This window comes from Litorisediminicola beolgyonensis (genome assembly GCF_042679605.1).
GTDB lineage: Bacteria > Pseudomonadota > Alphaproteobacteria > Rhodobacterales > Rhodobacteraceae > Litorisediminicola > Litorisediminicola beolgyonensis.
The window spans coordinates 63,329-76,718 of record NZ_JBHTMU010000018.1 but is presented as its reverse complement, the minus strand read 5'-3'; the positions used below and the strand labels follow the sequence as shown (position 1 = coordinate 76,718).

Below are 13,390 nucleotides of genomic sequence, written 5' to 3'. Positions count from 1 at the left end.
GACAGCGCGGCGCGCCCGCCCCAGCGACGTCCCGCCAGAAGAGCCGTGAGCCCGCCCAAAAGCCCCAGGCCAAGCGCCAAGGCCGCGGCCAAGGGGTGCAGCGCGACAGGCTCGGGCGGCGGCGGTGCGGAGCCGAGCGTGCTTTCGTCATAGGCGACTCGCTGCGCCGAGATCACCACCCGGCGCGGGGTCCGGTCGCGGGTATCGTAATAGTCGAACTGGATCGGCTCGAGGATCGCCGAGACATCGCCCGAGGGCCGGATCGTCCAACGCCAGAACGCCACCGAGACCGGCCCTTCGGGCGACAGCTCGACCAGCCGTTTCTCGGGATGCGCGAAGATCATCGCCGAGGGCGAGCGCAGCTCCGGCATCGGCGGGATCATGTCCGGTGGCACGCCCACGGCCTCGACCCGGACGACCCGGAGGACGCCTTCGCCCGGCTTCAGAAGATCGGGCGCGTTGGACCAGTCATCGGCCACGCGCAGCTGGCGGACCGGGAACCACCATTCGCCCTCGGGCACCGGCGGCGCGGGCGCGACCTCGATCGTGACCGGCTCGGAGTAGAAATCATGGTTAAACCAGTCGTCGCCCTCGTCGGTCAGGGTCAGATGGTGGATGAACGGCCCGATCTCGAGCGTGCCTGCCCGCTCGGGATAGAGCGCCATGCGGCGGCGGAAATTCTTCACCTTCTGGCCGTTTTCCGTCGACTCGAACCAGTAATCATTGCCGAGCTGCACCCAGTTGAACCCGTCGAGATCGGGTTGCTCCAGCTTCTCGCGGGTGACGTGGCGGCGGTAGACGCCTTCGATGGTGATCAGGACCATCTCCTGGGTGAAGGGAATCTCGTCGGCCTCGGCGACGGTCACCGTGATCTCCACATCGCGGGGGCCGACCGTGCTCGATTGCGCAAAGGCGGCGCCGCTCCAGAAGAGGAAGAGGGCAATCCATCTCATCGCGGATCCTCCGGCTCGGGCGGGGCGAGCCCCGCCTTGTCGCGGCGCTTGCGCTCGGCCTCGATCCTTGCATCGAGATAGGCGCCCGGCACATCGGCGAGATTGGCGAGCCAGCGGGAATTGGCGACCATGAACTTGTCGTCGAAGACCCGGCGCGTGCCCGAGGTCTCGGCCCAGCTCTTGAGATCGGGCAGGCCCAGAAGCGCGCCGGAATTGGTGGTCTCGGTGCCATCCGACGCCGCCCGCGCGCTGCCCTGCCCAACCGGAGCAAGCACGGTGTCGCCGATCCGGTTCTCGTCGGTGAACCAGGCAATGGGCGTCTCCGGTTCGAGAGCGAGACCGGCGTAATAGGCGGAGACGAGATTGAAATTGGCCTCGGCGCGGCTGTCCCCGCGCATCCGCCCGATGTCGAAGGCTTCGAGCGCGGCTGCGTAGTTGCCAAGCCGCACCTGCGAATTGCCGAGCCCCAAAGGATCGCCCGCCGCCCGGAACGCCTCGGCGGCTTCCTCGTGTCGTCCCGCGCGATAGAGCGCGACACCGCGCCAGGCGGGCTCGGTCGCGAGCGTCGCGGCAAGACCCGGAAGGCCGAGCGAAAGAGCGACGCGCGCGAAGGGCGCGGTGCCGCCGAAGAGAAGCGCCAAGGCCAGGCAGGCCACGCCGAGGAGGGCCAGGACCCTCATGACGCGCGCCTCCGGAAAAGCGTCAGCACCGGGAGGAGCGCCAGGACAAGAAGCCAGCGACCGTAATCGGCCCAGAAAAGCAGCGGGTAGTCCTGCTGTTCCAGCCGCTCGCGCGCGCCATTGCCGATCCAGGCCGCGATCTCGTCGGTCTCCTCAAGCGTGAACACGGTGCCGCCGCCCGACCGGGCCAGCGCGTCAAGCGCGTCACCGGGCGGCCCGAGGCTGACCACCGACAGCCGCGCGCCGAGGGTGGCGATCCGCGCCGCCTCCGTCACCGCGGCGGGGCCGAGCCCGCCGCCATCGGTCAGAAGCATCACGTCGGCCGCCAAAACCTCGCCCTGTTCGAGGATCTGCGCCGCGAGGTCGAGCCCGCGTTCTGGCCGCGTTCCAGGATCGGGCACCGTCCCGGGTTCGATCAGCGACAGGGTCTGGCCGAGCTGGCGGGTGTCGTGGGTCATGTCGGTCCCGACATAGGCATCGCCCGCATAGACCACGAGTGCCGCGGGGCGCGAGCCGAGCGCGGAAATGGCGAAGCGGCCCATGGTCAGAAGCTGCGGCCAGCGCGGGCTTTCGGTGACCGACGGGCTCGCGTCGATCACGAAGACCGCGCCGTCGAGATTGCGGAAGGCCACCGCGTCGCGCCGCTCGAGCGCCGGGCCGCTGAGCGCCAGCACCACGAGACCCGCGGCCAGAAGCGTCGCGCGGCTGGCAAGCCGCTGGGTTCCGGGATCGACCCGCCCGATGGCGCGGAGCCCCGCGAGAAGCGCGGGGTCCATCACCCGCTCCCAGTCGCCCAGGCCCCCCTGCCGCCGCGACAGCCAGACCCAAAGCGCCGCGAGCACCGGCAGGGCAAGAAGCCAGAGCGGCCGCAAGAGCGTGATCTCCCAGGACCCGAAGCTCATGGCTCAGGCCTCCAGGCGAGACCTAGGCACAGGAGCCCGGCAAGCGCGGCGGGCCAGGTCCAGAACTCGCGGAAGACCTCGGCCGCGAGCCCGTCGCTGTCGGTGGCCTCGAGCCGGTCGAGCGCCTCGGTCACCGCGACCAGGTCCTCGGTCGTCCGGACGCGGAAGCTCGTCCCGCCCGACAGGTCCGAGATCGCCTGCAGCGTGGCCGCATCGACTACGCCGCGCTCGCCTTCCTCGGCGGTCTGCAGGTCCTTCGGCCCGAGCGCGATGGTGTGGACCCGGACCCCCATCTCGGCGGCCAGCCCCGCGACGCCGCGCGGATTGGTGGCGCCCATGTTGTTGACCCCGTCCGACAGGAGGATCACGACCTTCGAGGCCGCCTCGGACTTCTCCAGCCGCTTCAGCGCCAGCCCCAGCCCATCCGAGATGTTCGTGGCCCGGCCCGAGATGCCGATCTCGGCGGTCTCGATCTGGCGGGCGATGGCCTCGGTGTCGAAGCTGAAGGGCGCGGCGTAATAGGCTTCGGAGCCGAAGACGATCAGCGCCACCCGGTCCCCTGCCCTGCGCCGGGCGAAGGCCGCGCCGACGCTCTGGACCGCCTCCATCCGCGTCACCTGCCGTCCGTCGAGAAAGAAATCGTCCCGCACCATCGAGCCGGAGAGATCGAGCGCGATGGCGAGATCGCGGCCCGAGACCTTGAGCGCCGGAACCGGCAGTATTTGCCGTGGGCCCGCGAGGGCCAGAAGCACCAGCGCCCAGATGATCCAGGGCAATAGCCGCTGCGCGCGGGCCGCAGCGCCCGTGGGCGCGGCGCGGTCCAGAAGCCCCTGCCCAACCCCGTCGGGCACGGCGAGCGCCGCGCCGTGAACCGATTTCGGCGGCAGGAGCCGCGCGGCCAGAAGCGGCAGGGGCAAGAGCAGCAGAAAGAGCGGCGCGGCGAACTCAATCACGGGCGAGCGCCTCTTCCAGACGCGCCACCGCGGGCAGGCCGCCCGGGCGGTAGAGATCGGGCGCAAGGGCCGCGGCCCGCGCGGGGTCGCGCGCCTTCAACCGGCGCAGAAGCGCCAGCGCGCGGGCCTCGTCATCCTCGGGCAAAGCCGCATCCGTCGCTTGGGTCGGTCGGCGCGACCTGCGGGTCGTCATCAGCCGCAAGAGAAGCCCGAGGCACAGGGCCAGAGCGATCCCGAGGCCGAGCGCGGCCAGAAGTTCGGCGACAAGCCCCCCCGCGGCTTCCGAGGGCAGACGGATATCGGCCAGTCCCTGCAGCAGCGCCTCTTCCGAGATCGCGCGGTCCATAACTCAGGGCTCCCGGTCCGGCGGGAAGGCGGCGGCGATCAGGCGCGCGGTGTCCTCGGGCGCGGCGCCGCTGTCGACGACCAGAGCCGGACGGCCCGCGAGGATGCCGCCGGGATCGCCACCGGCGCCGTCCCCCGAAACGGTCACCCGGGCGCGGGTCGCGCCGATGCGGATCGGGTAGCTGCCGCGCGGCAGGGTCCTGAGCGTCTCGTCCCGCATCCACACGAGGCGCGGCACCCGGCCCTGCGACAGCGCGTCGATCCGGTCCCGGAATCCCCCGCCGGTCTCGTCGAAGCCCGAGGCGATGACCACCTCGGCCCCGCGCGGCGCGATCCGTTCGACCCGTGTCAGACCCGCTTCGAGCGCGGGATCGCGATCCTCGCCGGAGAGCGCCAGCGTCAGCGCGGCATCATGCGCGCGCACCAGACCGCCGATCACATCGAGCATCCCGCGCGTCCGGCCGCGCACCGGAACGGCGACCGGCGCGCCCGCGCCGAGCGCCAGGAGACCGACCCGCCCGCCCTCTTCGACCACGCGCCAGCCGATCATGGACAGGACCTCCGCCGCCGCGACGGAACGAAAGGCCCGGCGGGTTCCCCAGAGCATGGCGGGGCGGAAATCGGCGACAAGAAGCGTGACCCGGTCGCGCTCTTCCTGGAAGCGCCGGACGTGCAACACGCCCGTGCGCGCGGTCGAGCCGCGGTCAAGATGGCGGATATCGTCGCCGGTCACGTATTCGCGCACATCGGCCACGTCCTGACCGTGGCCGCGACGCTTGGTGACGAAGCCGCCGGGCAGCGACGCCAGGGGCACCTCTCCGCCGGACGCCAGCGCGGCGCGCCGGAGCGCGATCAGGCTCTCGGCCCGGAGCGCGATGCCGGGCGCGTCGAGCGCGGCGACCCCGGTCACAAGGCCTCCACGCGCTCGAGAATATCGGCCACCATCGCCCGGGGGCTGCGACCCTCGGCGACCGCCCGCCAGGTCAGGACCAGACGGTGTGCGAGAGCGTCTCCCGCCACGTCGGCCACATCCTCGGGCAACGCGAAATCGCGGCCATGGAGGTAGGCCCGCGCCTTGGCGCAGGCCGCAAGCGCCAGCGAGCCGCGCGGGCTGACCGCGTGTTCGATCTCGTCCGAAAAGGGCGGCTCGCGCGTCGCGATCACCAGCCGGACGATGTAATCCTTGAGTGCGGGCGACAGATGCACGGCACGGCAGGCCTTCCGCGCCTCGGCCAGATCGGCAAGCGACATGCGCGGCGTCTGGATCGGTGTGCCCTGCGATTCGGCCTCGACCAGATCGAGGATACGGCGCTCGGTCTGCGCGTCGGGAAGGGTCAGCAGGACGTGCAAGAGGAACCGGTCGAGCTGCGCTTCGGGCAGCGGGAAGGTGCCGTCATGTTCGATCGGATTCTGGGTCGCCACGACAAGGAAGGGATCGGGCAACTGATGGGTCTCGTTGCCCGAGGTGACCTGCCCTTCGGCCATCGCCTCGAGCAGGGCGGATTGCACCTTTGGCGGCGCGCGGTTGATCTCATCGACCAGAACGAGGTTATGAAAGACCGGGCCCTTCACGAACTCGAAGCGCCCGTCCTGCGGCCGCCAGACCGGGGTTCCGGTCAGATCGGCGGGCATCAGGTCCGGCGTGCACTGGATGCGGGCGAATTCGCTTTCGACCGCCTGCGCGAGCCATTTGACGGCGCGGGTCTTTGCGAGGCCCGGCGCGCCTTCGACCAGCAGATGGCCGCCCGCCAGAAGGCCGATCAGAAGCCGTTCGATCAGGACGTCGTGGCCGACGAGACCGGTGCCAAGATGCGCGCTCAGCCCGGCGATGGCCGGGGGCGCGGTGTCGGTGGATGCGTCCATCCCTGCCCTCCCTGGCGGAACCTCCCTGCCCCGCGCACCCCGAGCCTATCGCGGGCGATGTCCGCGACAAATACCGACGCAGGTCTCAGTTCCGGCTGCGGCACTCGGCGTCGATCAGGTCTGCGTAGCCGGGATCGGCCAGCGTCACCTGCGCGCGGGCCATCAGCTCGTCGTAGCCCTCGGCGATGAACTCGAGAAAGGCGGGCTCGTTGGTCTGCTCGACCGGCGCGGTGGCGATGGCGTGCAGCATGAAGACGTCGAACTCGCAAAGGCCGGACGGGTTCGAGCCCAGAAGCCCCTGCATGAAGCCCTGCGAGTCCCAGTTCATATAGCGCAGGTCGACCGGGAACTCCTGCAGCTTCGACTGGAAGATGCCGGAGCGGTCGAAATGCAGGATGTCCATGCCGAAGGTGAAGGTCTGGAACAGCTCCTCGACCAGGATCGAGCGGTAGAACGCGGCCTCGAGCTCGGTGACATCGTCGCGCGCCGGTTGCTTGACCATGATGTGGGTGCCCGCGCCCCTCCGACCGAAGAAGGTCTGCGCCATGGCCGGGCTTCCGGCGGTATAGAGACGGTTCGTCGGAAGGCCGAGCGCGTAGCTGTCGTTCATCCAGGCGAGATCATCGGTCAGCGCCGAATTGGGCGGACGCCCGGAATAGAGCCGCAGGATCACCGTGCGCCCTGCCCCGCAGAGCCGTGCGGTCGGCCCGGCGTAGCGCATCGGCACGGGCTTGCCATGCACCTCGGCCAGGAGCGCGCGGAACTCGTCGAGGATCAGCCGGGTCTGGCGGCGCGGCCGTTCGCCGACGATGCAGATCGACGCGCCCGCCAGAAGCCGTCCGTTGATCCGGACCGGGATGGACATGTCTCGACCGATCATGGTGGTCCGCAGCTGGTAGACCCAGCCCTTCTTGGCGAGCGCGAGCACATCGTCGCGCGCGGCAGCGGCCGGGAGGGCAAGGAGCGTCAGGGCAAGACTGAGCATGATCGATCTGAGCATGGGCGCGAAATTAGAGCGGGTCGCTCCATCGGTCCAATCACGGCTCAGAGGGTTGCCCCCGGAAACAGGATCGCGACCCGGTCGAGGCCATCGTCGATGCGACGCACAGCGCGTGTGATCCGGTCGAGAAGATGGGTCTGGACGTAATGCGCGTGAAAGCGCGAGGGCGCCATCAAGAGGAGGAGATCGCCGCGCCGACCCTGTCGGGTCAGCGGCCTTATCCAGGCGCCATAGCTCTGTATATCCTCGGTATGCAGAACGGCCGCAGCCAGCGACCACTCATCGCCGTCGCCGAGATCCGGGGCCGGCACGGTCTTGCTGCCGGGAAAGGCGACCACCGCCCCCTGCCCTGCGGCAGGTTCGGTTTCGAGGGTCAGACGCGCGACGAAATCCTCGCCGACATTCGTCCATGCGGCCCGTGTGTCGCTCAGGATCCGGTCCAGATCGAGGCGGTACGAGGTGATCCGCCCCCGCGCGCCGGGGCGCTTCACGGTCAGCCATCCCATCGCCTTGAGTTTGGCCATCTCGCGTTTCACCGTCCGCTCGTCCACGCACCAGAGCCGCGCCATCTCGGCCCGCCCGACGCAGAGATCCGCCGAGCGCCAGTTGTAGCGCGCGGTGATCAGGGTGAGAAACCGCAGGATCAGCGTGCGACGGGTCTTGTCGCTCGCAAGAGCGCTTGCGCCGAGCGCCGTGAGGATGTCGTATTTCCGTGCAGACGCATTGCGCCCGACAGGATGGGTGACGGCCATCCGCGTGTTCCTTGCCCTGGGATGCGGGTGCATCCGCTCTCTGCCTCTTGCGGTCGGTGCCGCTGCTCGTCCGGTCTGTCGCCGGTTTTGGGGATCGAAGAGAAACTCAACGCTCTTTCCGATCCTGAGGCAATTAGCGTCCCCGATCCCGATTCTGTCAAGGCGTTTCGGATTTGGGCTCCGACCCCTACCCCGATTTCAAAAGAAAATCGGTATCCTGTTGGTATAGGGGGACACGCAGGACGTCCCCCTATCGGCCCCAAATGTCCCCCTATTGGTGGTGGGGGCGTCAGAGCTGTCCCCCAAATCCGGGGCAGTCGGAGAGCGCCTCAAGCCGCCTTGCCCCGAATCGGTCGAGGCGCTGAGACCCTTGCGCGGCTTGAGTTTTCCACCACCCGAAGAGACCTTGAGTACGACGATATTCTCTTTTGCCAAAAACGCAAAATCCGCGTAAATCGGAAAAGAGAGAGAAAAAGCGTCCCAACGAGGCCACGAGCAGAGCATGTACACCCACGAAACCCTCGCCGACCTTCAGGCGAAATCGCTCAAGATGCAGTCCTTCATCCGCAAGCAGACATTCTCGCCGGAGATGGAGAAGACCTTGCGGCGGTTCTCCAGCTGGGAGGTGTCCGAGCTGATCCTCAAGGTGAACCAATCGACCTTCCGAGGGCGTCTCGCCGCCGATCCCTCCTTGCCTGCGGGCGAGGTCGAGGAAGACGGGCGGCAGCGCTGGTACACGCTCGACGAGATCAACGAGATCCGGCGGCGGATGAAGATCAACCGCCGCTCGCTCATGCCGAAGCGGCCCGCGGGCAAGCGCGCCTTCCGCGCCGCTATCGCCAACTTCAAGGGCGGTGCGGGCAAGTCCACCGTCGCGCTGCACTTCGCCCATGCCGCGGCGCTCGACGGCTACCGGGTGCTTGTGGTCGATTTCGATCCCCAGGCGACGCTGTCGCATTCTATGGGCCTGTCGGATGTGCCCGAGGACTACACCGTCTGGGGCATCATGGCACGCGACCTGATCCGCGAAACCGACCGCATGAACGCCGCCCCGGTCGCGGCCGAGAGCGGCGCCGCCCTGCCCCAGCGCCAGCTTCCGGCCTCGATCCGCGACATGGGGCTCGGCGAGCTGCGCAACACCGACTTCATCAAGACCACCGCCTGGAGCGCCATCGACATCGTGCCCTCCTGCGCCAACGCGGCCTTCGTCGAGTTCGCCTCGGCGCAGTATCGTCACCTGAACCCCGACTGGTCCTTCTTCGCCGCGGTCTCGCGTTACCTCGACAGCCTCTCGCCCGACGCGTACGACCTCGTCATCTTCGACTGCCCGCCCGCCATCGGCTACCAGTCGATGAACGCGGTCTTCGCGGCGGACATGCTCTACATCCCCTCCGGCCCGGGCTACTGGGAATACGACTCGACCACGTCCTTCATCGGGCAGCTGGCCGAGGCGCTCGAGGATCTTTCGGCGTTCCCCGCGGGGAACCTCACGCTTCCGAAGGTCTTCCAGGATATCCGCTTCCTGATGACCCGCTACGAGCCGGGCAACGAATTGCACCGCGCGATGTTCGACGCGTTCCGGCGCGTCTTCGAAGGGCATGTCGCCGAGCATCCGATCGAGATGACCCGCGCGGTGGAACAGTCCGGTCGCTTCCTCTCGTCGGTCTACGAGATCGATTACCGCGACATGACGCGGGAGACTTGGCGGCGCGCGCGGGCGACCTTCGATCGCGCCTACGAGGAATTCCGGGACACGATCCTGGTGGCCTGGGACCAGCTGGAGGACTCGGCATGAGCAAGAAGCGCAGGGTGTTCGACATCGAGTTTTCCGACGAGCCGGTGGCGCCTCCGGCTCCGACAGAGCGTGAAGCGCGGCGGGGGCCGATGGCCGCCGCGGTGCGCGAGACCGCCGAGGCGCTGACCTCGCGTGCCGAGATCGAGGCGCAGATCCGTGCCGAGAATGACCGGCTCGCGCATGAGCATGTGCGGCTGAAGAAGGCCGGCCGGATCACCGATCTCGTGCCGGTCGATCAGATCGCGGTTTCCAAGCTGATCCGGGATCGCATCTCGGACGGTGACGACCTGACCGAGCTGAAGGACTCGCTTCGCGAGATCGGGTTGTCGAACCCGATCCAGGTCGAGCAGGCGGGCGAGGGGTCTTTCGAGCTTGTGCAGGGCTTCCGGCGTCTGGCCGCTTATCGCGCGCTTCTGGCCGAGACCGGCGATGCCGACCGCTGGGGCGCGATCCCGGCGGTGATCCTGGCCTCTGGCGAGGCGCTGGAGCGGCTCTATCGCCGGATGGTCGACGAGAACCTCGTGCGCAAGGACATCTCATTCGGCGAGATGGCGATCCTCGCGCGGGATTACGCGGCGGATCCGGCGACCGCGATCTCGGACGTGGATGCGGCGGTGTCCGAGCTTTTCCGCTCCGCCGGCAAGCAGAAGAAATCCTACATCCGGGCGTTTGCGCGGCTTCTGTCGGATCTGGGCGATGCGCTTCGGCATCCGCAGGCGTTGCCGCGTGCCTTGGGGCTTGAGTTGCGCAAGGCGCTCGAGGCGCAGCCGGGGCTGGCGAGCACGCTGCGCGCCAAGCTCTCGGCGCTACCCGAGACCCGCGATGCCGAGGCTGAAATGGCGGTGCTCCAAGAGGCGCTTGGAGCACCGAAACAGGCTCGAACCCAGCCGTTAGGGTCGAAATCCCGCGTTGCCAAGACCACGTTCAGGCTGGAGCGCCCGCGTGGCGCGGCCAAGGTCACGGCCTCTGCGGGGCGGCTGGAAGTCCAGCTTGATACTGATTTCTCGGCCAAGGACCGTCGCGCGCTCGAAGCGGCGCTGGCGGAGTTTCTGGACCGGCTGGAAGAGTAGGGCGGTTCCCCGCGGGGAACCCGCCTATTCGGCGGGTTCCGGCACCGGTTTGCCTGGCGCGGTGCGATAGACCAGGTCGGAGCCCTCGTGGCTGGCATGCGCCGCGGCACGCGCCTGAAGCTCTCCGTGATGCGGCGACTTGATGCAGACCGGATCGGTCGCCGCGGCATCGCCCGACAGAGCCATTGCCTGGCAGCGGCATCCACCGAAATCTACCGTCGCACGCTCGCAGCTCTTGCAGGGCTCCTGCATCCAGTCAGTGCCGCGATAGGCGTTGAAGGCCGAGCCTTCGTACCAGATGTCGCGCAGCGGTCGCTCGCGGACAGTGTCGAACTGCAGATGCGGGATCGTCTCGGCCGCATGGCAGGGCAGAACCTTGCCGTCCGGCGCGATGTTGAGCCCGGTCGTGCCCCAGCCCCCCATGCAGCGCTTGGGGTAGTCGGAATGGTAGTCGGCGGGCACGTAGTCGATCACCAGCGTACCTTTGAGCCGCGTGCGCGCCTCGGTCACGACCCGGTCGGCCTCGCGCGCCTGCTCCATCGTCGGCATGAGCGTGTCGCGATTCTTGAGCGCCCAGCCGTGGAACTGGACGGTCGCGACCTCGATCCGGCGGGCGCCCATCTCGCCCGCCATCTCGAGAGCGCGCGGCAGTTGATGCAGGTTTCTGCGATGCAGCACGGCGTTCAAGGTCAGGGGAAAGCCGATCGCGCCGATCCATTCGGCGACCTGCATCTTGCGCTTGAAGCCGCCCTTGTAGCCGCCGATCTCGTCGGCCATCTCCGGCGTAGTGCCTTGTAAAGACAGCTGAATATGATCGAGACCGGCCTCGTCGAGCGCTTTCAGGCGCCGCTCGGACAATCCGATGCCGGAGGTGATGAGATTGGTGTAGAGCCCGGCGTCCCGCGCGGCTTTCACGAGCTCTTCGAGATCGCGGCGCGAGGCAGGTTCGCCGCCGGACAGGTGCAGTTGCAGGACACCCAGATCGGCGGCCTGGCGAAACACGTCGCACCATTCTTCGGTCGAAAGCTCGGTTTCGGTCAGCGCCAGTTGCACCGGGTTCGAGCAATAGGGGCAGGAGAGGGGGCAACGATGGGTCAGCTCCGCCAGCATCGCGATGGGCGGGCGAACGGTCGGGGTCTGAGCGTTCATCAGCGGACCTCCAGGAATCTGCGGTCTTTGAGCGCCTTCAGGAAACCCGCGCTGTCCTTGGCGATCTCCTCTTCGGGCGCGTTGTATTTCGACCCTAACGCAGCGCAAATCGCGCCGAAGGAGCGCTCTCCATCGACTTCGGACAACACCGCATGCGCCACCTGGTCGAGCGTGATCGCGCGTTCGGGCGCAAGCAGCACCCAGGCCTCGCGGACGCGGTCGCGATGGATGCGGACGCCGCGCGGCAGGTAGGGGATGGCGTCGGCGTCCATCACGCCGCCTTGGCGTCGAGAAGCCCGGTGCCGGGTTGCCAGGCGCCGGGCGGGATACGGCCCGGCTCGACATAGGCGGCGTGGAGCGCGTCCAGCTGCGACCAGAGCACGTCGGTCTTGAAGGTCAGCGCCTTGGCGGCAGCGTCCTGCTTTTCCTGCGTGTCGGCATGATCGAGCACCCAGGCCAGACCGAAGGCCACGTCCTTGGGTGCTTCCTTCAGGCGGTTCTGGAAATAGCTGAGCGAGCTATCATCGGCGAAGTCGTAATTCTGCAGAAGCCCGGCGATGCGGTTCTTGTGGATCGCGGGCGCGAATAGCTCGGTGAGCGAGGCCGCGACGGCCTCGAGCAGGGTCTTTTCCCGCACAAAACGCACATAGGCATCCACGGCAAACTTGGTCGCGGGCAGGACGCCCTCGGTCGAGGAGACGTACTCGGGGTCGAGGCCGACCGCTTCGGCCAGCTTCAGCCAGCGGCGGATTCCGCCCGGATTCGTCTCTGTTCCGTCGTGATCCTCGATGCGCGAGCGCCATTGACGGCGGAGGTCTGGGTCTTCGACGCGGGACATGAAGGCCGCGTCCTTCATCGGGATCGAATGCTGGTAATAGTAGCGGTTGATCACCCAGGCGCGCACCTGGTCGGGCGTGCAGCCGCCGCCATGCAGCAGGTGATGGAACGGGTGCTTGTCGTGGTAGCGGTCGGCGCCGATCTGGCGCAGGCGCGCTTCGAAGGCATCGCGGCTCTGGGTCATAGGGTGATCTCCATTCCGTCCTGTCCGATGATCCATCCGCGCGCCTCGGCTTCGGCCCGTTCGGGCGAGGCGGGGCGCAGGACAGGGTTGGTGTTGTTCATGTGCACATAGACCTTGCGGCCGATGTCGAGCCCCTCGAACGCGGCGAGCGACCCGTCCGGCCCGGACATGCTCATGTGGCCCATGCGCTTGCCGGTCTTCTGGCCGAGACCCTGCTGCACCATCTCGTCATCGGCCCAGAGCGTGCCGTCGAAAAAGAGCGTCGAGGCGCCTTTGAGCCGGGCGCGCAGATCGTCGTTCAGAAGCGCGCAGCCGGGGATGTAATAGGCGGTTTGCCCACCGGCGCGCAGCTCGACGCCCACGGTCTGTTCGCCGATCAGATCGGTCTGGACCTCGTCGCCTTCGAGATAGAGCGGCACCTTCCCGGGCACCGCAAAGAGCGTCGCGGTCAGGCCGGGCGCGATCTCGGTCGGGGCGTCGAGGGTCACCGTGCGGCGGGGCACGACCTCGCGGTTGACCGCGTTGAAAATCGGGTTCTCGTCGATCACCTCGTGGATGCCGCGCGTCGCGAAGAGCGTGAAGGGTTGCATTTCGCGCAGGGTCAGAAGCCCCGCGACATGGTCGATATCGCCGTTCGTCACCAGGACGGACGAGAGCGACAACGCGCGCAGATCCGTCGGATGCAGCGGCGGCGCGGCGGCCATCTGGGCGCGAATGTCGGGCGATGCGTTCAGGATGGCCCAGTCGATGCCATTGCCGGTCACGGCAAGCGAGGACTGGGTCTGGGCCGGTATCTGTCCGGCGCGGGCGAGATTGCAGTTCTCGCATCCGCAGTTCCATTGGGGGAGGCCACCACCGGCGGCCGCCCCCAGAATCATTGCGCGGAAAGTCATTGGTTCCTCCCGCG

Annotated in this window: 15 protein-coding genes; 2 read left to right on the top strand and 13 right to left on the bottom strand. The window is 68.1% G+C overall.

The annotated features are described in order from the left end of the window. From ACFQ4E_RS11730 to ACFQ4E_RS11690, 9 genes are all read right to left on the bottom strand, one after another. Positions 1-953 (bottom strand): hypothetical protein (locus tag ACFQ4E_RS11730; RefSeq protein WP_386803727.1); only part of this gene is annotated, 953 nt, incomplete at its 3' end. Beyond that, on the bottom strand, positions 950-1,633 hold the full coding sequence (locus tag ACFQ4E_RS11725; RefSeq protein ID WP_386803725.1) for a hypothetical protein: 684 nt from the start codon (positions 1,631-1,633) through the stop codon (positions 950-952). The genes ACFQ4E_RS11725 and ACFQ4E_RS11730, both read right to left, overlap by 4 nt. Beyond that, a complete protein-coding gene (locus ACFQ4E_RS11720; RefSeq protein ID WP_386803723.1) occupies positions 1,630-2,535 on the bottom strand; it encodes a vWA domain-containing protein in 906 nt (301 codons plus the stop codon). Before ACFQ4E_RS11720 ends, ACFQ4E_RS11725 begins: the two co-directional genes overlap by 4 nt. After that, the gene (locus tag ACFQ4E_RS11715; protein ID WP_386803721.1) at positions 2,532-3,488 is read right to left on the bottom strand and encodes a VWA domain-containing protein; all 957 of its coding nucleotides are present in this window, start codon (positions 3,486-3,488) and stop codon (positions 2,532-2,534) included. The genes ACFQ4E_RS11720 and ACFQ4E_RS11715 overlap by 4 nt, the downstream gene beginning before the upstream one ends. After that, the gene (locus ACFQ4E_RS11710; protein ID WP_386803719.1) at positions 3,481-3,834 is read right to left on the bottom strand and encodes a hypothetical protein; all 354 of its coding nucleotides are present in this window, start codon (positions 3,832-3,834) and stop codon (positions 3,481-3,483) included. The genes ACFQ4E_RS11715 and ACFQ4E_RS11710 overlap by 8 nt, the downstream gene beginning before the upstream one ends. Before the next feature lie 3 nt (positions 3,835-3,837). Further along, a complete protein-coding gene (locus ACFQ4E_RS11705; RefSeq protein ID WP_386803717.1) occupies positions 3,838-4,743 on the bottom strand; it encodes a DUF58 domain-containing protein in 906 nt (301 codons plus the stop codon). Then, positions 4,740-5,696 (bottom strand): AAA family ATPase, encoded by a 957-nt coding sequence (locus ACFQ4E_RS11700; protein WP_386803715.1) that lies wholly within the window; start codon positions 5,694-5,696, stop codon positions 4,740-4,742. The genes ACFQ4E_RS11705 and ACFQ4E_RS11700 overlap by 4 nt, the downstream gene beginning before the upstream one ends. Before the next feature lie 85 nt (positions 5,697-5,781). Further along, on the bottom strand, positions 5,782-6,681 hold the full coding sequence (locus ACFQ4E_RS11695; RefSeq protein ID WP_386803713.1) for a hypothetical protein: 900 nt from the start codon (positions 6,679-6,681) through the stop codon (positions 5,782-5,784). 59 nt (positions 6,682-6,740) lie between these two features. Beyond that, positions 6,741-7,448 carry a DnaA N-terminal domain-containing protein gene (locus tag ACFQ4E_RS11690; protein ID WP_386803711.1) on the bottom strand — a complete coding sequence of 236 codons (708 nt, stop codon included), beginning with the start codon at positions 7,446-7,448 and terminating at the stop codon, positions 6,741-6,743. 502 nt (positions 7,449-7,950) lie between these two features. Here ACFQ4E_RS11690 and ACFQ4E_RS11685 point away from each other — a divergent pair. Both ACFQ4E_RS11685 and ACFQ4E_RS11680 read left to right on the top strand, forming a co-directional pair. Continuing rightward, positions 7,951-9,243, top strand: a complete 1,293-nt coding sequence (locus ACFQ4E_RS11685; RefSeq protein WP_386803709.1) for an AAA family ATPase — start codon at positions 7,951-7,953, stop codon at positions 9,241-9,243. After that, positions 9,240-10,313, top strand: a complete 1,074-nt coding sequence (locus tag ACFQ4E_RS11680) for a ParB/RepB/Spo0J family partition protein (RefSeq protein WP_386803708.1) — start codon at positions 9,240-9,242, stop codon at positions 10,311-10,313. The genes ACFQ4E_RS11685 and ACFQ4E_RS11680 overlap by 4 nt, the downstream gene beginning before the upstream one ends. Before the next feature lie 24 nt (positions 10,314-10,337). Here ACFQ4E_RS11680 and pqqE read toward each other — a convergent pair whose 3' ends face one another. From pqqE to pqqB, 4 genes are read right to left on the bottom strand one after another with little or no spacing between them, the layout of a single operon-like run. Beyond that, positions 10,338-11,462 (bottom strand): pyrroloquinoline quinone biosynthesis protein PqqE, encoded by a 1,125-nt coding sequence (gene pqqE, locus ACFQ4E_RS11675; protein WP_386803707.1) that lies wholly within the window; start codon positions 11,460-11,462, stop codon positions 10,338-10,340. Next, positions 11,462-11,734 carry a pyrroloquinoline quinone biosynthesis peptide chaperone PqqD gene (gene pqqD, locus ACFQ4E_RS11670; protein ID WP_386803705.1) on the bottom strand — a complete coding sequence of 91 codons (273 nt, stop codon included), beginning with the start codon at positions 11,732-11,734 and terminating at the stop codon, positions 11,462-11,464. Before pqqD ends, pqqE begins: the two co-directional genes overlap by 1 nt. After that, the gene (gene pqqC / locus ACFQ4E_RS11665) at positions 11,734-12,483 is read right to left on the bottom strand and encodes a pyrroloquinoline-quinone synthase PqqC (RefSeq protein WP_386803703.1); all 750 of its coding nucleotides are present in this window, start codon (positions 12,481-12,483) and stop codon (positions 11,734-11,736) included. The genes pqqD and pqqC overlap by 1 nt, the downstream gene beginning before the upstream one ends. Next, the gene (pqqB, locus tag ACFQ4E_RS11660) at positions 12,480-13,376 is read right to left on the bottom strand and encodes a pyrroloquinoline quinone biosynthesis protein PqqB (protein ID WP_386803701.1); all 897 of its coding nucleotides are present in this window, start codon (positions 13,374-13,376) and stop codon (positions 12,480-12,482) included. The genes pqqC and pqqB overlap by 4 nt, the downstream gene beginning before the upstream one ends. Positions 13,377-13,390 lie beyond the last annotated feature (14 nt).

Coding starts and splice junctions, on each gene's coding strand:
- ACFQ4E_RS11725 (WP_386803725.1), bottom strand. CDS start 1,633: ATGAGGGTCCTGGCCCTCCTCGGCGTGGCCTGCCTGGCCTTGGCGCTT.
- ACFQ4E_RS11720 (WP_386803723.1), bottom strand. CDS start 2,535: ATGAGCTTCGGGTCCTGGGAGATCACGCTCTTGCGGCCGCTCTGGCTT.
- ACFQ4E_RS11710 (WP_386803719.1), bottom strand. CDS start 3,834: ATGGACCGCGCGATCTCGGAAGAGGCGCTGCTGCAGGGACTGGCCGAT.
- ACFQ4E_RS11700 (WP_386803715.1), bottom strand. CDS start 5,696: ATGGACGCATCCACCGACACCGCGCCCCCGGCCATCGCCGGGCTGAGC.
- ACFQ4E_RS11695 (WP_386803713.1), bottom strand. CDS start 6,681: ATGCTCAGTCTTGCCCTGACGCTCCTTGCCCTCCCGGCCGCTGCCGCG.
- ACFQ4E_RS11690 (WP_386803711.1), bottom strand. CDS start 7,448: ATGGCCGTCACCCATCCTGTCGGGCGCAATGCGTCTGCACGGAAATAC.
- ACFQ4E_RS11685 (WP_386803709.1), top strand. CDS start 7,951: ATGTACACCCACGAAACCCTCGCCGACCTTCAGGCGAAATCGCTCAAG.
- ACFQ4E_RS11680 (WP_386803708.1), top strand. CDS start 9,240: ATGAGCAAGAAGCGCAGGGTGTTCGACATCGAGTTTTCCGACGAGCCG.
- pqqE (WP_386803707.1), bottom strand. CDS start 11,462: ATGAACGCTCAGACCCCGACCGTTCGCCCGCCCATCGCGATGCTGGCG.
- pqqD (WP_386803705.1), bottom strand. CDS start 11,734: ATGGACGCCGACGCCATCCCCTACCTGCCGCGCGGCGTCCGCATCCAT.
- pqqC (WP_386803703.1), bottom strand. CDS start 12,483: ATGACCCAGAGCCGCGATGCCTTCGAAGCGCGCCTGCGCCAGATCGGC.
- pqqB (WP_386803701.1), bottom strand. CDS start 13,376: ATGACTTTCCGCGCAATGATTCTGGGGGCGGCCGCCGGTGGTGGCCTC.